An 18,022-nucleotide genomic window follows, 5' to 3' on the forward strand; every position below is an offset into this window, starting at 1 on the left:
GCATGGACGACGACGCGGTGGAGCAGGCCCGGGCAGCGGCAGCGGCAGCGGCAGCGGCAGAGGCAGCGGCAGCAGCGGCGGCGGCTGCGCGGGCCGCAGCGGACGAAGCGGTGCGGCTGGCCGAGGACGCGGCGCGGCGGGCGGACGAGCTCGCGGCGGCGGTGCGAGCCGGGGCGGAGGCTCCGGTCACGTCGGGTGCGGAGGCCCCGGTCATGTCCGTTGCGGAGGCTCCGATCGCGTCCGGTGCGGAGCCGGCGGACGTGCAGGCGGTCGCGCCGGCACCCGAGCCGACCGGCACGGCGGCTCCGCCCGCTCCCGAGACGGCGGCTCCGCCCGCTCCCGCGTCCGCGGCTCCGCTCGACGCCGACGCGGTCGCCCTGGTCCGGCAGGGGTACCAGGTCACGGGCAGCGTGCTCGAACTCGGCGCGCTGGTGAACGGCGACGCGCTCCCCGACGTGCAGATCCGCATCCCGCTCGGCATGCTCAACCGGCACGGCCTGGTGGCCGGCGCGACGGGCACCGGCAAGACCCGCACCCTGCAGCTGCTCGCCGAACAGATCGCCGCCGCCGGGGTGCCGGTCTTCGCGGCCGACGTGAAGGGCGACCTGTCCGGCCTCGGGCTGCCCGGCACGCCGAACGACCGTCTGCTCGACCGGACGACGGGGATCGGGCAGGACTGGTCGCCCGCCGCGGTGCCGGTGGAGCTGTACTCCCTGGGCGGGCAGGGGACCGGCGTGCCGATCCGGGCGACGGTGTCCGGGTTCGGCCCGCTGCTGCTCGCCAAGGTCCTCGGGCTGAACCACACGCAGGAGTCGTCCCTGGGCCTGGTGTTCCACCACGCCGAGCGCGCCGGGCTGCCGCTCGTTGACCTCACCGACCTGCGGAGCGTCCTGACCTTCCTGACCAGCGCCGAGGGCAAGGCGGACCTGGCGGAGCTCGGCGGGCTGTCGAAGCAGACCGCGGGCGTGATCCTCCGCGAACTCATCACGTTCGCCGACGCCGGTGCCGACCAGTTCTTCGGCGAGCCGGAGATCGACACCCGGCTGTTCCTCCGGACGGCCGCCGACGGCCCGGGGATCGTCAGCCTGCTCGAGGTGCCGGGCGTGCAGGACCGGCCGCAGGTCTTCTCGACCTTCCTGATGTGGCTGCTCGCCGACCTGTTCAACGAGCTGCCCGAGGTGGGGGACCGCGACCGACCGGAACTCGTGTTCTTCTTCGACGAGGCGCACCTGCTGTTCGACGGTGCCTCGAAGGACTTCCGCGACCAGATCGTCCGCACGGTCCGGCTGATCCGGTCGAAGGGCGTCGGCATCGTCTTCGTCACCCAGAGCCCCGAGCACCTGCCGAGCGAGGTCCTGGCGCAGCTCGGGTCGCGCATCCAGCACCAGCTCCGCGCGCACACCCCCGACGACGCCAAGGCCCTCCGTGCCGCGGTGTCGACGTACCCGACGAGCGACTACGACCTGGCGCAGGTGTTGACCTCCCTGGCGACCGGTGAAGCGATCGTCACGGTGATGGACGAACGCGGCGCACCGACCCCGGTCGCGTGGACCCGGCTCCGGGCACCGCGCGGCTCGATGGACCCGATGCCGGCGGACGTGATGCAGGCGCGCGTCGACGCCTCACCGCTGCTGGCGACCTACGGCACCCGCGTCGACCCGGACTCGGCGCACGAGATGCTCGCCCGCCGACTCGAGGCGGCCGCAGCCCAGGCGGCGGCCGACGACGCCGCCGAGGTCGCTGCAGACGCCGCAGCCGATGCCGAACGTGCGGACGCGAATGCCCGGGTCGAGGCATCCCGCCGGGCGGCTGCCGACGCGAAGCGCGAGGCGAAGGAGCGGGCGGCGGCGCAGGCGGAGTACGAGAAGGCGCAGCGGGACATCGAGCGCGCCGACCGAGCTGCAGCGGAGCGGCGGTCGCGGTCGTCGTCACGGTCCGGTCGGTCCTCGACCTCGCGGGCGAGCGGCGATCCGCTGAGCGACCTGCTCGGCGGTGCGCTGGGCAGCTCGCTCGGACGGTCGATCGCGAAGGAGGTCGTGCGCGGCGTCTTCTCGACGCTGCGTCGACGTCGGTAGCACGGACATCGGTGGCGCCGACGCCGGAGCGCCGACATCGGCGGCGCCGGGACGGTCAGCGGCGGGCGAGCCCCACGGCCTCGGCCACGAGCAGCCCCCCGACGGCGAGCGCGGTCACGCCACCGACCAGCACGTAGGCACGGGGCCGCTCGTACCAGGCGCGGATGCCGGGCCAGCGCCGGGTGAACTCCCGCGTCGACATCGGCCGGGCCAAGCGGGTGGTGCGGACGTCGAGCGTGTCGACCAGGCGGTCGATGCCGTCGTCGCCCCAGACCTCGCCGCGCATCCGGAAGAGCGTCTCGCCGTTCGCGTCGAAGGCGACGAGCTCGCGGCTGGTGCGGTCGACCGCGGCGCCGTGCGTGGCGGCGAGCACGACCTCGTGCACCTGTGCCCTGGAGAACGACCGTCGCGCGCTGAGGACCCCCCGGATCGCCACCCGGTCGGGGTCGACCGCCACGAAGGACGAACGCAGGCGCAGGAACGCCACCAGGACGGCGAGGGTGAACAGCCCGACCACGGCGCCGACGACGAGCCAGGGACCGTTCGGGACGGCGACCCAGACGACGGCGACGGCGATCGGGACGGCCGAGAAGCCGATGCTCAGTGCCGTGGAACGCACGAGGGCAGCGCGTGGTCGGATGACCACGTCTGCGGTGCTGGTGTCGAGCGGTGTCGCTCGCGCCGTCGTTGCCCCCACGGCAGGCCTCCTGGTCCCCGGACTGCGCCGGACCGCCCGACGACCGCCCCGGGAGACGGGGCTCGGTGTGCGAGCGACGATGGCGCCGGGCACGACTCGTGGTCGGCCCGGGACGGCGTCTGTGCCGTCCGATGGTGCCGAGCCCGACCGGGTCCCTCCGGCGTGCTCGGTCCGGTCAGCATAGGGGAGGAACGGGCCGCCGGACAGGCCGGGTACCGCTTTCCGGAGGGTCCGCAGGAGACGGGGTGCGGACCGGTCCGCAGCCTGGGGGACCAGCGGTGGACGGGCCTCCCGGCTGGGGGAGACCAGAACGACGGAACCCCCGCAGCTGATGCTGCGGGGGTTCTGTCTGGTTCCTGCGGAGGATGGGGGATTCGAACCCCCGAGGGCTTGCACCCAACACGCTTTCCAAGCGTGCGCCATAGGCCACTAGGCGAATCCTCCGAGCCATCACCTCGCGGTGACGACACCCCATGGTACAGGTCTGCGAGGGTGCTCACGACCACCTGTGCCGGGCCCGGAGTTCACGGGTGCTCCGGAGGTCCGAGCACATGCGAGGTCTACCCTGGGGAAGGTGTCGACCCGCATCTACATCACGTCAGCCGAAGGACACACCGGGAAGAGCACCGTCGCACTCGGCGTGCTCGAGACGCTCGCCCGCACCGTCGGACGCGTCGGCGTCTTCCGACCGGTCGCGCGGTCGGTCGCCGAGCCCGACTACGTCCTCGAGCTCCTGCTCCAGCACACCGCCGTCGAGCTCCCGTACGACGACGCGGTCGGGGTGACGTACGACGACGTGCACGCGGACCCGGACGCGGCCCTCGCGACGATCATCACCCGCTTCGGCCAGGTGGAGCGACGCTGTGACGCGGTGGTCGTCCTGGGCTCCGACTACACCGACGTCGGCAGCCCGACGGAGCTCTCCTTCAACGCCAAGGTCGCGGCGAACCTCGGCGCGCCCGTGCTGCTGGTGCTCGGCGGACGGGACTCGGCCGAGCGCGCGCCCCGGACCGCGGACGACATGGCGCAGGTCGCCGACGTCACCACGAGTGAACTCCGCGCCGAACACGCCCAGCTCCTCGGCGTCGTCGTGAACCGCTCCGACCCGGATGCCCTCGAGTCGATCGTCGCGAGCGTCAGCACCGCGGTGCACGACCACCACCCGGACGCCCCCGTGTGGGCGATCCCGGAGGACGCGGTCCTCGTCGCCCCGACCGTCCGCGCCCTGCTGGCCGCGACCGGCGCGACCCTGGTGCGCGGCGACGACGCACTGCTCGACCGGGAGGCCCTGGGCACCGTGGTCGCCGGCATGAGCATGGAGAACGTCCTGCCGCGGCTCATCGAGGGCGGCATCGTCGTCGTCCCCGGCGACCGCAACGACGTCCTCATCGCGACGCTGCTCGCCAACGAGTCGGAGACGTTCCCGAGCATCGCCGGTGTCATCCTCAACGGCGGCTTCGAGACCGCGCCGCAGATCTCCCGGCTGCTCGAGGGGCTGTCGAGTTCGTTGCCGATCGCCCAGAGCGACCTCGGCACCTACGACACCGCACTCCGCATCACGCAGACGCGCGGGCGGCTCGCGGCCGACTCGCCCCGCAAGGCCGACCTGGCCCTGGCGCTGTTCGAGCGGCACGTCGACGCAGAGGCGCTGCTCGCCCGACTCCAGCTGACGCCGTCCGGGGTGGTGACGCCGCTGATGTTCGAGCACGGGCTCATCGACCGGGCGCGTGAGCACCGCAAGCACATCGTCCTGCCCGAGGGCGACGACGACCGCATCCTCCGCGCGGCGTCGACGCTGCTGCAGCGGCAGGTGTGTGACCTGACGATCCTCGGCGACCCGGCTGCCATCCGCGCACGCGCGACGGAGCTCGGGCTCGACCTGGACGCCGCGCAGCTGCTCTCCCCGTTCGCCCCGGAGCTACGCGAGCGGTTCGCCCAGGAGTACACGGCCCTCCGCGCCCACAAGGGCATGAGTGTCGAGCTCGCCCGTGACACGGTCACCGACGTCTCGTACTTCGGCACGCTCATGGTGCAGCTCGGGCTCGCCGACGGCATGGTGTCCGGCGCGAAGCACACCACGGCGCACACCATCCGGCCGTCGTTCGAGATAATCAAGACCCGGCCGGACACCTCCATCGTGTCGAGCGTGTTCCTGATGGCCCTCGCCGACCGCGTCCTGGTCTACGGCGACTGCGCCGTGATCCCGGACCCGACAAGTGAGCAGCTCGCCGACATCGCGATCTCATCCGCCGAGACCGCGACGCAGTTCGGCATCGAGCCCCGGGTCGCGATGCTCAGTTACTCGACCGGCGACAGTGGGTCGGGTGCGGACGTCGACAAGGTCCGTGCCGGCACCGCCTTCGTCCGCGAGCGTCGTCCGGACCTGCCCGTCGAGGGCCCGATCCAGTACGACGCCGCCGCCGACCCGACGGTCGCGAGCACGAAGATGCCCGGGTCCCCGGTGGCCGGGCAGGCGACCGTGTTCATCTTCCCGGACCTCAACACCGGCAACAACACGTACAAGGCGGTGCAGCGCTCGGCCGGGGCGGTCGCGATCGGACCGGTCCTGCAGGGGCTCCGCAAGCCGATCAACGACCTGTCCCGCGGCGCGCTCGTCAGCGACATCGTGAACACCGTCGCCATCACCGCGATCCAGGCGGGCACGGCAGCGCCGACCGCTCGAACAGAAAGCGACCCATCGTGAGTGCAGCCCTCGTCGTCAACTCCGGCTCGAGTTCCTTCAAGTACCAGCTCATCGAACTCGACGACGAGCGCACGCTCGCGTCCGGACTCGTCGAGCGCATCGGCGAGTCCCGTGGGTCGTGGAAGCACACCAACGCCCTGACGGGGGAGACCTCGTCGAACGACAGCGCCGAGGTCCCCGACCACGCCGCCGGATTCCAGGCGATGATCGACGCGTTCGGCAAGGTCGGGCCGTCCTTCGACGAGCACCCGCCGGCCGTCGTCGGACACCGCGTGGTGCACGGCGGCACCCGGTTCGACCAGGCCACCGTCGTCACCGACGAGGTCGAGCAGCAGATCGACGACCTGTCGAGCCTCGCGCCGCTGCACAACCCGGCGAACCTCGAGGGCATCCGGGCCGCGAAGCAGGTCTTCTCGGACGTCCCGCACGTCGCCGTGTTCGACACCGCGTTCCACCAGACGATGCCGCCGCACGCGTACACGTACGCGATCCCGGCAGACCTCGCCGAGCAGTACCAGATCCGCCGCTACGGCATGCACGGGACGAGCCACAAGTACGTCTCCGAGCAGGCCGCGGTCTTCCTCGACCGGCCGCTCGCCGAGCTCAAGACGATCGTCCTGCACCTCGGCAACGGGGCGTCGGCCGCCGCCATCGACGGCGGGAAGTCGATCGAGACGTCGATGGGGCTCACCCCTCTCGAGGGCCTCGTGATGGGCACCCGCTCCGGCGACCTCGACCCGGCTGTGCTCATCCACCTGCACCGCGAGGCCGGGCTGTCCTTCGACGAACTCGACACCATGCTCAACAAGCAGTCGGGGCTCCTCGGCCTGACCGGCAGCGGTGACATGCGCGACGTCCAGGACGCCGCGACGAAGGGCGACGAGACGGCGGAGGCGGCGCTCGCCGTGTACCGCCACCGGATCCGCCGCTACGTGGGCGCCTACACCGCCCAACTCGGCGGGCTCGACGCCGTCGTGTTCACCGCGGGGGTGGGGGAGAACAACGCCCTGCTCCGCCGCCGGGTGCTCGCCGGCCTGGAGCATCTGGGCATCGAGATCGACCCGGACCGCAACGAGCTGCACTCCAAGGAGGCCCGCCGCATCTCGACGGACGCCTCCCGTGTCGCGGTCCTCGTCATCCCGACCGACGAGGAACTCGAGATCGCGCGGCAGTCGGCAGCGGTCGCGCTCTGACCAGCGTCGTCCCGTCGGCCGGCGTCGTGCGCGGCGCGACCCCCTGACGGACGGGAGGCCCACCACCGGACCGGTGGTGGGCCTCCCGTCCGTCAAACGGTCCGGTCCGTCAAGGGTTCCGTTCCGTCAGCCGAGCGCGTTCAGCGCGGCCGGGATCGGGGTGTCACCGCTGGTGACCTCGAACTGCTTGCCGACCGCCGTGTCGTCGAGCAGCGCGTGCAGGACGACGGCCGCGACGTCCGCGCGGGGGATCGAACCGCGGGGGACCGTGCGGCCGACCGTCACCGTGCCCTGCGGCGGGGTGTCGAGGAGGCCGCCCGGGCGGACGATCGTCCACCGGAACCGACGCATCCGCACGTTCGCGTCCGCCTCGGCCTTCGCGCGGAGGTAGACCTGGAAGACGTCGTCCTCGTCCTGGGCGGGCAGCTTCGCACGCTCCGGGTCGTACGCGTCCGCGCCCATCGCGGAGATCATCACGAAGCGCTCGATGTCCAGGCGCACCGCGGCCTCGGCGAGGAGCACAGCGGCGTCCCGGTCCACCGAGAGCTTCCGCTCGGCACCGCTGTTCGGCCCGGCGCCCGCGGCGAACACCACCGCGTCCACCCCGCGCAGGCGGAGTGCCAGCTCGTCCTCACCCAGTTGTTCCAGGTCGGCGACCAGTGCTCGCGCACCCGTCTGTTCGACGTCGGAGACGTGCGCGGGGTTCCGGACGATGCCGATGGCGTCGTGTCCGGCTTCGGTGATGAGGCGTTCGAGGATCAGGGCGATCTGGCCGTGTCCCCCTGCGATGGCGATCTTCATGGGTTCGATGCTGCTCCTTCCGTCCGGTAGAGTGTTCAGCGGCTCCTCACGTGACGCCATCCAGGCCAACTCCCCCAGGGCGGAAACGCAGCAAGGGTAACCGGGCTCTGGCGGGTGCGTGAGGAGTCTTCTTCGTTTCGGGGGCGTGCTCGCGACCGACACCGGGGCTGTGTTGGTTCCGTGCGTGAGGAGTCTTCTTCGTTTCGGGGGCGTGCTCGCGACCGACCGGGGCTGTGTTGGTTCCGTGCGTGAGGAGTCTTCTTCGTTTCGGGGGCGTGCTCGCGACCGACACCGGGGCTGTGTTGGTTCCGTGCGTGAGGAGTCTTCTTCGTTTCTGGGGCGTGCTTGCTCTGTTTCGATCGCCGTCGGCCGGGCTGTGGAGAGCGGTGTCGAGGTGTCGGCGGTCCCGACTACCCTGGTCGCGTGGTCACCGCCCTGTATCGCCGTTACCGGCCCGAGAACTTCGCCGAGCTGATCGGGCAGTCGCAGGTGACGGACCCGCTCCGCACCGCACTCCGGACCAACCGCGTCAACCACGCGTACCTGTTCAGCGGCCCGCGCGGCTGCGGCAAGACGACCTCGGCACGCATCCTCGCGCGCTGCCTGAACTGCGCCGAGGGCCCGACCGACACCCCGTGCGGCGTCTGCCCCAGCTGTGTCGAACTCGCGCGTGGCGGCAGTGGCTCCCTCGACGTGATCGAGATCGACGCCGCCAGCCACAACGGTGTCGACGACGCCCGTGACCTCCGCGACCGTGCCGTCTTCGCCCCCGCGCGCGACCGCTACAAGATCTTCATCCTCGACGAAGCGCACATGGTCACGCCGCAGGGCTTCAACGCGCTGCTCAAGCTGGTCGAGGAACCGCCCGAGCACGTCAAGTTCATCTTCGCCACCACCGAGCCCGAGAAGGTCATCGGCACGATCCGGTCGCGGACCCACCACTACCCGTTCCGCCTGGTCCCGCCGGCCACGATGCTCGAGTACATCGAGCAGCTCTGCACGCAGGAGTCCGTCTCGGTCGCCCCCGGTGTGCTGCCGCTCGTGGTCCGTGCCGGCGGCGGCTCCGTGCGCGACACCCTGTCGCTGCTCGACCAGCTGATGGCCGGCAGCGAAGACGGCGCGATCGCCTACGAGCGGGCCGTCGCCCTGCTCGGCTACACCGACGCCGCCCTGCTCGACGACGTGGTCGACGCGCTCGCCGTGGCCGACCCGGCGTCCGCGTTCTCGGCGATCGACCGCGTGGTCCAGACCGGTCAGGACCCGCGCCGCTTCGTCGAGGACCTGCTCGAACGCCTCCGCGACCTGATCGTCGTCGCGGCGACGAACGAGAGCGCCGGAGCGGTCCTCCGCGGCATCTCGCCCGAAGAGCTCGACACGATGTCCCGCCAGGCCGGGGTCTTCGGTGCCACCGCGCTCTCCCGGGGTGCCGACATCGCCAACCGTGCCCTGACCGAGATGACCGGTGCGACCTCGCCCCGCCTGCACCTCGAACTCATGGTCGCCCGGATGCTCGTGCCCGAGGCCGACGACACCCAGCGCGGTGCACTCGCCCGTGTCGAGCGGCTCGAGCGTCGCGTCGGTGTCGGCGATGCCGGCGGACACCAGGCTCCGCCGGAGACGATGCCGGCCGCGACGACGTCCGCTCCGACGGCGTCCGCTCCGACGGCGTCCGCTCCGAGGGGGTCTGCTCCGGTGGGATCTGCTCCGACGGCGCCTGCTGCGGCACCGGTGGCTGCTTCCTCGGCCTCGGTGCCGACCGCTGCGTCCGCCGCCCCACCGGCTCCGGCGGGTGCCGCTCCGACCAGCACCGCGTCTCCCGCTGCCTCCACTGCTCCCGAGGCCCCGGCCTCGCACACGGACGAGGGCCCGGGCGAAGCTGCACGCGACGCCGCAGCGTCCTGGGCCGCCGCGGTCCCGGCGACCGACACCACCACCCGGAAGCCGGAACCTGCCGCGGCAGAGCCCGGCACTGCCGCAGACTCCGAGCCCGAGGGACAGGCCTCGCCGTCCTCCACCGGAGTCGGCACGGTCATCGGGTCCGAGCCCGCGGTCCGCTCCGTCACTCCGGTCGGTCTGCAGCAGATGCGGGACACCTGGCCGCAGATCGTCGAGCACGTCCAGCGCGCCAAGCGTTCGGCGTGGGCGGTCGTCGCGACGGCACAGGTCACCGCGCTCAAGGACGACGTCCTGACCCTGACGTTCCCGAGCCAGCAGGACGTGGCCTCGTTCAAGGAGATGAGCGGGCCGGACACCAGCGTCAGCGAGCACCTCCGCAGCGCGATCACGGACCTGCTCGGTTTCCGGGTGAAGTTCGTGGCACGCGGACCGGGCGCTGCCGGTGCCCGGCCGGCGCAGGCACCCGCACAGCAGGCACCCGCACAGCAGCCGCCGACGCAGCAGGCGCCCGCGCAGCCAACGCCGGTGCAGCAGGCCCCGGCGAAGCCCGAGCAGTCCGCCCGGACCACCGCGCCGCAGCAGACTGCCGCGCCGAAGCAGGCCGAGTCTCCGGAGCAGCCCGAACAGCGCGCGCCGCAGGGGCAGCGCCAGCCGCAGGCCGATCCGGCGTCGGCGTCGCAGCCGTCTGCGCCGGAGCGCCAGACGTCGGAACGCCAGACGTCGGAAGGCCTCACGCCGGAGCGCTCCGCCCCGCAGGGAGCGTCCGCTCCCGAGCGTCCCGCTCCCGAGCGGCCCGCCCCGGAGCGATCAGCTCCCGAGCGATCAGCCCCCGCGCAGCCCGAAGCTCAGGACTCCGGCCCGGTCACCGAGTGGGCCGTCGCGACGATCCCCGCGTCGGACCCGACGACCGGTGCCGTGCCCGAGGACGTCGTCCCCGCGTGGGGCGCGCCCTTCGGCGTCGTGCCCTCGGACGCCACCATCGCCCCGGCCGAGCGCGCCGCGCCTACCGAGACGGCCGCGCCTGCCGAGACGACCGCGCCTGCCGAGGCAGCCGCGCCCGCACAGTCGCCGGAGCCGACCCGATCGAGGACCGCAGCGTCGCCGTCCGGGTCCGCCGCGCCTCCCGTGCCGGCCGACGGGATCCCGGTGGACGACTACCCGCTGGACGACGAGCCGTTCGACGACGGCGCGCCCTTCCCGGACCCCGGTCACGGCCGTTCCGCACCGTCCGGCCGTGCCCCGTCGCAGCCCGCGCCAGCCAAGTCGGCGGCTGCGCAGCAGAGCGCACCGTCGCAGCCGAACGCCCCGGCGCAGCCGTCCCGCCAAGCCCAGCAGGCGCCGTCCGGCGCCCGTCGTGCCCCCGTCCCCGGACGCTACGGCGAGGCGGTCGTGCGTGAGATCCTCGGTGCGCAGTTCATCGAGGAGACGTCGCTGACCGAGGGGACGATCTGATGTACGACGGCATCGTGCAGGACCTCATCGACGAGTTCGGGCGGCTGCCCGGCATCGGTCCGAAGTCGGCGCAGCGGATCGCGTTCCACATCCTGCAGACCGAGTCGTTCGACCCGACCCGCCTGTCCGAGCTCCTGGCGGACGTCAAGGAGCGGGTCCGTTTCTGCGAGGTCTGCGGCAACGTCACCGAGAACGTGCAGTGCAGCATCTGCCGAGACCCGCGACGGTCGCCGGCGACGATCTGCGTGGTCGAAGAGGCCAAGGACGTCGCTGCGATCGAGCGCACCCGGGAGTTCCGGGGGCTCTACCACGTGCTCGGTGGGGCGATCAGCCCGATCGACGGCGTCGGACCGGACGACCTGCGGATCCAGCAGCTCATGGTGCGGCTCGCCGACGGCACCGTGGACGAGGTCATCATCGCCACGGACCCGAACCTCGAGGGTGAGGCGACCGCGACCTACCTCAGCCGGTTGCTCGTCCCGATGGGCATCCGCACGACCCGTCTGGCCTCGGGGCTGCCGGTGGGCGGCGACCTGGAGTACGCGGACGAGGTCACCCTCGGCCGTGCGTTCGAGGGTCGTCGGGTCGTCGGCGGCTGACCCCGACCCGCATCCGGACTGGCCGCCGGTCGAGCGACCTGTCCGGGTGTCCACGCGGGATCGTTGCGTGCCGACCCGCTCGGACGCAACATCCGTGGAACACCGTCTACGATTGTCGAGCCGCGTGACGTCGCGGAGAACCGTCCCCAGGAGTGCGTGCCCGTGGCTTTGATCGTGCAGAAGTTCGGTGGTTCGTCCGTCGCGGATGCCGAGAGCATCAAGCGCGTGGCGAAGCGCATCGTCGAGACGAAGAAGGCCGGCAACGACGTCGTGGTCGCGGTGTCCGCGATGGGCGACACCACCGACGAGCTCGTCGACCTGGCGCACGAGGTCACGCCGATCCCGGCCGGACGTGAGCTCGACATGCTCCTCACCGCGGGCGAGCGGATCTCGATGGCGCTCCTCGCGATGGCGATCAAGAGCCTCGGGGTCGAAGCCTCGTCGTACACGGGCAGCCAGGCCGGCATGCTCACGGACGCCCAGCACGGCAAGGCCCGCATCGTCGACGTCACCCCGAAGCGCGTGCGGGAAGCACTCGACGCCGGGCACGTCGCGATCGTCGCCGGCTTCCAGGGCTTCAACCGCACCACGGGGGAGATCACCACCCTCGGCCGCGGTGGCTCCGACACGACCGCCGTCGCCCTGGCCGCCGCGCTCGACGCCGACGTCTGTGAGATCTACACCGATGTCGACGGCATCTTCACCGCCGACCCCCGCATCGTCCCGAAGGCCCGCAAGATCGACCGGGTCACGACGGAGGAGATGCTCGAGCTCGCAGCATCCGGTGCGAAGGTCCTCTACATCCGCGCCGTCGAGTACGCCCGCCGGCACGGAGTCACCCTGCACGTCCGTTCCTCGTTCAGCAACGTCGAGGGCACCATCGTCTACAACCCTGCCGAGGGGGAAACCGTGGAAGAACCGATCATCACCGGCATCGCCGGCGACCTCTCCGAGGGCAAGATCACCGTCGTCGGCGTGCCCGACCAGCCCGGGAAGGCAGCCGAGATCTTCACGATCGTGGCGCGCGCCGGAGCGAACATCGACATGATCGTGCAGAACGTCTCGGCGGCATCGACCGGCCGGACCGACATCTCGTTCACGCTGCCGAAGGACCAGGGCCAGAGCGTCCTGACGGCGCTCGAGGTCTCGAAGTCCGACATCGGGTACGAGGGCATCCAGTACGACGACCAGATCGGCAAGCTCGCGCTGGTCGGTGCCGGCATGCGCACGAACGCCGGCGTCTCAGCGCAGCTGTTCCGCGCGCTGCACGACGCCTCGATCAACATCGAGATGATCTCGACGTCGGAGATCCGCATCTCGGTCGTCACCCGAGCCGACACCCTGAACGAGGCCATGCGCGTCGTGCACGAGGCGTTCGGTCTCGACGCCGACAACGAGGCCGTCGTCTACGCCGGCACCGGCCGCTGACCCCGAGCAGGAGCACCATGCAGTCCGACAACACCCAGCTCACCGTCGCGGTCGTCGGCGCCACCGGTCAGGTCGGTGCCGTGATGCGCCGTCTGCTCGAGGAGCGCGACTTCCCGGCGGACACGGTCCGGTTCTTCGCGAGCGCCCGGTCCGCGGGGACGACCCTGCTGTTCCGCGGTCAGCAGATCGTGGTCGAGGACTCCGAGGCCGCCGACCCGTCCGGCATCGACATCGCGCTCTTCTCGGCCGGTGCGTCGGCGTCCCGTACGCTGGCGCCCCGCTTCGCCGCCGCCGGCGCGCTCGTCATCGACAACTCCAGCGCCTGGCGGCTCGACCCGCAGGTCCCGCTCGTGGTCAGCGAGGTGAACCCGGACGCGATCGCCGCCGCTGAGAAGGGCATCATCGCGAACCCGAACTGCACGACGATGGCGATCATGCCGGTCCTCAAGGCACTCGACACCGAGTCCGGTCTGCGTCGCCTCGTCGCGACCACCTACCAGGCGGTCTCCGGCAGCGGACTGGCGGGCGTCGAGGAACTGCTCGGGCAGGCGCGTGCCGCCCTCGAGCAGGACACCGCGGCGCTCACCCACGACGGCTCGGCCGTGACGTTCCCCGAGCCGGTCAAGTACGTCCGTCCGATCGCGTTCGACGTCGTCCCGCTCGCCGGCAGCATCGTCGAGGACGGCTCGGGCGAGACCGACGAAGAGCAGAAGCTCCGCAACGAGAGCCGCAAGATCCTCGACCTGCCGGACCTGCTCGTCGCCGGCACCTGCGTCCGCGTGCCCGTCTTCACCGGCCATTCGATCTCGGTGCACGCCGAGTTCGAGCGCCCGCTCTCGCCGGAGCGTGCGACCGAAGTGCTCGCGTCCGCCCCGGGCGTCGAACTCTCCGACGTGCCGACCCCGCTGCAGGCGGCCGGGCAGGACCCGACCTTCGTCGGTCGCATCCGCGCCGACCAGTCGGCACCCGCCGGACACGGCCTGGCGCTGTTCGTGAGCAACGACAACCTGCGGAAGGGTGCCGCCCTGAACGCGGTGCAGATAGCCGAGGTCGTGGTCGCGACCCGCGCCACGGCCGGTGCTGCCGCGTCCTGACGCACGCCACGACGGACGGGAGGGAGCCCACCACCTGGTAGCGGGCCTCCCGCCCGTCGTGGTGCCGGTGGGTCAGGACCGACGCAGGCGTCGGCGCAGGACGGTCAGGAGACCACCCAGGCCGAGGAGCACGCCCGCGGCGGCAGTGGCCGTCCCGACCTCGGCACCCGTGTAGGCGAGCCGATCGGGGAGTGCCGCCGTCGCCGTCGGGCTGCTGGTCGGCGTCGGTGCGGTGGTCGGGGACGGGGTACCCGGCAGGGATCCGGCGCCGGGGGCGGGATCGACGCCGGGCGCTGGGTCCGTGCCGGGCTCCGGGTCGGTGCCCGGGTCGGGTCCGGGCTCGGGGCTGGGGTCGGTGCCTGGGTCGGTGCCCGGATCCGTCCCGGGATCGGTGCCGGCGTCGGCGACGACGACGTGCACCGCGCGGGGGCCTGCCGGCTGGTTCGCCGCCGAGACGCCGTAGAGCTCGAGGTCGTGCTCGCCGACCTGCAGGTCGGCGGCGCACGACCACGCGCCGGGCTGCGAGGCGTCCTCGCCGGCGGCGTCCGCTTCGCAGAGCACGTCGGTTCCTCGGACGACCACGACGTGGGCACCGGGCTGCGCGGTGCCGGCCAGGTCGGAACCGACCGTGATCGTCGTCTCGGTGAGCTCCGGAGCCGTGAACTCCCCGCGGGTGACGACGTCGAAGTCGGAGCCGGCGTCGCCGAGACGGAGTGCGGAGGACCCGGGGGTCTGCTCGAGCGTCAATCCGTTACCGGGGGAGAGCGCGTCGTCCGCGACGAACCGGAGCGAACCGTCGGCGCCCGCGACGGTGCGCACGGTGAGGCACCGCGACGGGTCGGTGGCGTCGATGACGATCGCGTAGGGCAGACCCGGTCCGTTGAGCGGGCTGAAGCACCGATCGCCGATGACCAGCGGACCGGTGGCGCCCGGCTCCGGGTGGAGCACGGCGTCGGCGGTGGCGGCGTTCGTGTGAGCCTGCTCGACGCCGTCGACGGTGCCCACGGCGACGAACCCGTTCGAGCCGGCGAGGCGGAGCGTGCTGGTGACCGTCGAGTCGGACGTGGTCGCGTCGACGACGGTCTGGGCGGAAGCCGACGTGGAGACGGCGAGGAGCGGGGCGGTCGCGAGGAGGGGGACGGCGACGAGCCCAGCCAAGGTCGTGGTGCGGCGCATGGTGTGCTTTCGGTGGAGGGCCAGGAACCCCAACACTGTATGAGATATGTGAGATCGCTATTGACCATCGGGTGCGAGGTGATCCGCAGCCGCGCAGGGAACGGAGGTAGGCTCGACGGGTGGCAGTGAAGCAGGTGGACCCCATCGATGTCGTCCTCGTCGGGGGAGGGATCATGAGCGCCACGCTCGCCGCGATCATCCACCGGCTCGAGCCGGACTGGAAGATCCGCGTGTACGAGCGACTCGGCTCGGCAGCGCAGGAGTCCTCGAACCCGTGGAACAACGCCGGGACGGGCCACTCCGCACTCTGCGAGCTGAACTACACGCCGGAGCTGCCGGACGGTCGCGTCGAGATCGCGAAGGCCGTGACGGTCAACGAGCAGTTCCAGGTGTCACGCCAGTTCTGGTCGCACCTGGTCGAGGACGGCACCCTGCCCGACCCGAAGAGCTTCATCAACCCGACGCCGCACATCTCGTTCGTCTGGGGTGCGGACAACGTCGCCTACATGCGCGCCCGCTACGACGCAATGAAGGACCACCCGCTCTTCGCCGGGCTCGAGTACAGCGAGGACGCCGAGCAGATCCGCAAGTGGGCGCCGGCGCTCATCCCGGGCCGCAAGAAGGACCAGCCGATCGCGGCGACCTACTCGGCGGCCGGTTCGGACGTCGACTTCGGCTCGCTGACCCGACAGCTGTTCGACCAGCTCGAGATCGACGGGCTCGAGTTCGAGCCGTCGCACCGCGTCACGAAGATCGTCCGCTCGAAGGTGTCCGACGGCTGGGTGCTCGACGTCCGCAACGAGGTCGGTCGCACCAAGCAGCGCATCGCGGCGGACTTCGTCTTCGTCGGTGCGGGTGGTGGCGCCCTGCAGCTGCTGCAGAAGTCCGGCATCCCGGAGATCCGCGGCTACGGCGGGTTCCCGGTGTCCGGCGAGTTCCTCCGCACTGATGACCCCGAGGTCGTGCAGAAGCACTCGGCGAAGGTCTACGGCAAGGCGAGCGTCGGTGCTCCGCCGATGTCCGTGCCGCACCTGGACACGCGCATCGTCGACGGCAGCGCCTCGCTGATGTTCGGCCCGTACGCCGGGTTCAGCCCGAAGTTCCTCAAGCAGGGCTCGGTCCTCGACCTGTTCGCCTCGATCCGGCCGCACAACCTGCGGCCGATGCTCAGCGTCGCGTTCTCGAACTTCGACCTGGTCCGGTACCTGGTCGGGCAGCTCCTGGCGTCCAAGCAGACCAAGTTCGACGCCCTCCGTGACTTCATGCCCGCTGCCGAGCCGGAGCACTGGCACCGGATCACGGCCGGCCAGCGCGTCCAGGTCATCAAGCCGGACAAGGACAAGGGCGGGGTCCTGCAGTTCGGGACCGAGGTCATCACGTCAGCGGACGGCTCGATCGCCGGGCTGCTCGGAGCCTCGCCGGGCGCGTCGACGGCGGTGCCGATCATGCTGAGCATGCTCCGCAAGTGCTTCCCGGACCGGTGGGACGGCTGGCAGTCGACGGTGCGCGAGATGGTGCCGACCTACGGGCAGGACCTGGGCGACGACGCCGCGCTGGCGGACGCCACGCTCGACCGCACCGCGGCAGTGCTCGGACTGCACCGCTGACCTCGGTCGCCTTGCGCCACATTCGAACGTGTGTTCGAATAGGTGCATGCGGTGGGACGGACAGGCGATCACGGCCGAGCGGAGCGACATGCTCCCCGGGCTCGAGTCGAACAGCGGGTTCGTCCGGAGTGTGACGACGCCGGAGTTCGCCGGCGTGACGTTCCACGAAGTCCTGGCGAAGTCGGCGCTGAACAAGGTCGGGGGAGCGGACGGCGGCACCTGGGGGATGACCATCAACCCCTACCGGGGGTGCAGCCACGCGTGCGTGTACTGCTTCGCCCGCCCGACCCACACCTACCTCGAGTTCGACGGCGGCGCGGACTTCGACCAGCAGATCGTCGTGAAGACGAACGTGGCGGACGTCTTGACGCGCGAACTCGCGAAGCCGAGCTGGGACCGGCACCCGGTGGCCCTCGGCACCAACACCGATCCGTACCAGCGGGCCGAAGGGCGCTACCGCCTGATGCCCGGCATCATCCGAGCGCTGGCGGAGTCGGGGACGCCGTTCAGCATCCTCACCAAGGGCAGCCTGCTCCGCCGGGACATCCCGCTGCTGGTCGAAGCGGCGAAGTCCGTGCCGGTGGACATCGCCATGTCGATCGCGGTGTACGACGACGACCTGCAGCAGTCCGTCGAACCGGGGACACCGACGACCTCGGCCCGGTTGGCGACCGTCCGTGCCGTCCGTGACGCCGGACTCGACTGCTCGGTCTTCCTCATGCCGGTCCTGCCGTACATCACCGACACCCGTGCGCACCTGCAGGACGCGGTCGGACGCGCCGCGGCGTCGGGCGCCACGAGCCTGATGTACTCGGCGCTGCACCTGAAACCGGGCATCAAGCCGTGGTGGTACGAGTGGCTCGGCCGCACCCACCCGGACCTGGTCGGCCGGTACCGGGCGATGTACCTCGACAACACGTACGCGCCGAAGGACTACCGGCGGTGGCTGGCGGAGCGGGTCCGCCCGATCCTCCGCGAGCACGGGCTGTCCCTCGGGCAGGTCGACCCCGCGACCGGGTCGATGGGCTTCTCGGACGACGCCGTCCCGCGCACGTCCGACCAGTCGCCGTTGAAGCGCGCCGACCCCGCGTACGCGCACCGGGCCGAGTACCGACCGACGAACGGACGGCAGCCAGCGCGGGCAGCTGCTCCGTCGTCGTCGCTGTCCCCGTCGTTGACCCCGGTCCGGCGGACGTCATCCGGTCCCGGCGGGCCGCGGCTGTTCTGACCCGTCGGAGGTCCACGAGCCCGTGTCCGGGGGACAGCAGAGGGTCGGTGGTCGCCGGTACCATGGTCCGGT

The 18,022-nt window shown here is 71.7% G+C and carries 12 protein-coding genes, 1 tRNA gene and 1 other RNA gene; 10 read left to right on the forward strand and 4 right to left on the reverse strand.

Translation table 11 applies throughout. The features are described from left to right. Positions 1-2 precede the first annotated feature (2 nt). Positions 3-2,075, forward strand: coding sequence for a helicase HerA-like domain-containing protein (locus SOM35_RS08690; protein WP_320515086.1), 2,073 nt, complete (start codon positions 3-5; stop codon positions 2,073-2,075). A gap of 55 nt (positions 2,076-2,130) precedes the next feature. Here SOM35_RS08690 and SOM35_RS08695 read toward each other — a convergent pair whose 3' ends face one another. Both SOM35_RS08695 and SOM35_RS08700 read right to left on the reverse strand, forming a co-directional pair. Further along, positions 2,131-2,772, reverse strand: a complete 642-nt coding sequence (locus tag SOM35_RS08695; protein ID WP_320515087.1) for a hypothetical protein — start codon at positions 2,770-2,772, stop codon at positions 2,131-2,133. A 359-nt stretch (positions 2,773-3,131) separates the two neighbouring features. After that, a tRNA-Ser gene (locus SOM35_RS08700) sits at positions 3,132-3,216 on the reverse strand. Between the two features lie 130 nt (positions 3,217-3,346). On the opposite strand from SOM35_RS08700, the gene pta reads away from it, so the two are divergent. Both pta and SOM35_RS08710 read left to right on the forward strand, forming a co-directional pair. Continuing rightward, entirely contained in the window at positions 3,347-5,476 is a 2,130-nt protein-coding gene (gene pta / locus SOM35_RS08705) for a phosphate acetyltransferase (protein WP_320515088.1), read from the forward strand. Next, a complete protein-coding gene (locus SOM35_RS08710) occupies positions 5,473-6,669 on the forward strand; it encodes an acetate/propionate family kinase (RefSeq protein ID WP_320515089.1) in 1,197 nt (398 codons plus the stop codon). Before pta ends, SOM35_RS08710 begins: the two co-directional genes overlap by 4 nt. A 126-nt stretch (positions 6,670-6,795) precedes the next feature. On the opposite strand, the gene SOM35_RS08715 is transcribed toward SOM35_RS08710, so the two are convergent. Continuing rightward, the gene (locus SOM35_RS08715; protein WP_111074321.1) at positions 6,796-7,470 is read right to left on the reverse strand and encodes an SDR family oxidoreductase; all 675 of its coding nucleotides are present in this window, start codon (positions 7,468-7,470) and stop codon (positions 6,796-6,798) included. 37 nt (positions 7,471-7,507) lie between these two features. Between SOM35_RS08715 and ffs the strand changes: the two genes are divergently transcribed. The 5 genes from ffs (at position 7,508) to SOM35_RS08740 (ending at position 13,939) form a co-directional block, all read left to right on the forward strand. Next, positions 7,508-7,604, forward strand: an RNA gene (gene ffs, locus SOM35_RS08720) — signal recognition particle sRNA small type. A gap of 289 nt (positions 7,605-7,893) precedes the next feature. Continuing rightward, complete coding sequence (locus tag SOM35_RS08725) at positions 7,894-10,818, forward strand: DNA polymerase III subunit gamma and tau (RefSeq protein ID WP_320515090.1); 2,925 nt, start codon at positions 7,894-7,896, stop codon at positions 10,816-10,818. Beyond that, on the forward strand, positions 10,818-11,417 hold the full coding sequence (recR, locus tag SOM35_RS08730) for a recombination mediator RecR (RefSeq protein WP_111074319.1): 600 nt from the start codon (positions 10,818-10,820) through the stop codon (positions 11,415-11,417). Before SOM35_RS08725 ends, recR begins: the two co-directional genes overlap by 1 nt. 162 nt (positions 11,418-11,579) lie before the next feature. Next, positions 11,580-12,845, forward strand: coding sequence for an aspartate kinase (locus SOM35_RS08735; RefSeq protein ID WP_110824600.1), 1,266 nt, complete (start codon positions 11,580-11,582; stop codon positions 12,843-12,845). 17 nt (positions 12,846-12,862) lie between these two features. Further along, positions 12,863-13,939, forward strand: coding sequence for an aspartate-semialdehyde dehydrogenase (locus SOM35_RS08740; RefSeq protein WP_320515091.1), 1,077 nt, complete (start codon positions 12,863-12,865; stop codon positions 13,937-13,939). A 72-nt stretch (positions 13,940-14,011) separates the two neighbouring features. Here SOM35_RS08740 and SOM35_RS08745 read toward each other — a convergent pair whose 3' ends face one another. Next, positions 14,012-15,115: a hypothetical protein gene (locus SOM35_RS08745; RefSeq protein ID WP_320515092.1), complete on the reverse strand. Its 1,104-nt coding sequence runs from the start codon at positions 15,113-15,115 to the stop codon at positions 14,012-14,014. A 119-nt stretch (positions 15,116-15,234) separates the two neighbouring features. Between SOM35_RS08745 and SOM35_RS08750 the strand changes: the two genes are divergently transcribed. Together SOM35_RS08750 and SOM35_RS08755 are read left to right on the forward strand one after the other, a co-directional pair. Next, positions 15,235-16,722 carry a malate:quinone oxidoreductase gene (locus SOM35_RS08750; protein WP_320515093.1) on the forward strand — a complete coding sequence of 496 codons (1,488 nt, stop codon included), beginning with the start codon at positions 15,235-15,237 and terminating at the stop codon, positions 16,720-16,722. Positions 16,723-16,768: 46 nt separating this feature from the next. After that, positions 16,769-17,950, forward strand: coding sequence for an Rv2578c family radical SAM protein (locus SOM35_RS08755; RefSeq protein ID WP_320515094.1), 1,182 nt, complete (start codon positions 16,769-16,771; stop codon positions 17,948-17,950). The last annotated feature ends 72 nt before the right edge of the window (positions 17,951-18,022 follow it).

Source organism: Curtobacterium sp. CFBP9011 (genome assembly GCF_034045095.1).
In the GTDB taxonomy this organism is placed as follows: domain Bacteria; phylum Actinomycetota; class Actinomycetes; order Actinomycetales; family Microbacteriaceae; genus Curtobacterium.

Coding starts and splice junctions, on each gene's coding strand:
- SOM35_RS08755 (WP_320515094.1), top strand. CDS start 16,769: ATGCGGTGGGACGGACAGGCGATCACGGCCGAGCGGAGCGACATGCTC.
- SOM35_RS08745 (WP_320515092.1), bottom strand. CDS start 15,115: ATGCGCCGCACCACGACCTTGGCTGGGCTCGTCGCCGTCCCCCTCCTC.
- SOM35_RS08715 (WP_111074321.1), bottom strand. CDS start 7,470: ATGAAGATCGCCATCGCAGGGGGACACGGCCAGATCGCCCTGATCCTC.
- SOM35_RS08690 (WP_320515086.1), top strand. CDS start 3: ATGGACGACGACGCGGTGGAGCAGGCCCGGGCAGCGGCAGCGGCAGCG.
- SOM35_RS08740 (WP_320515091.1), top strand. CDS start 12,863: ATGCAGTCCGACAACACCCAGCTCACCGTCGCGGTCGTCGGCGCCACC.
- recR (WP_111074319.1), top strand. CDS start 10,818: ATGTACGACGGCATCGTGCAGGACCTCATCGACGAGTTCGGGCGGCTG.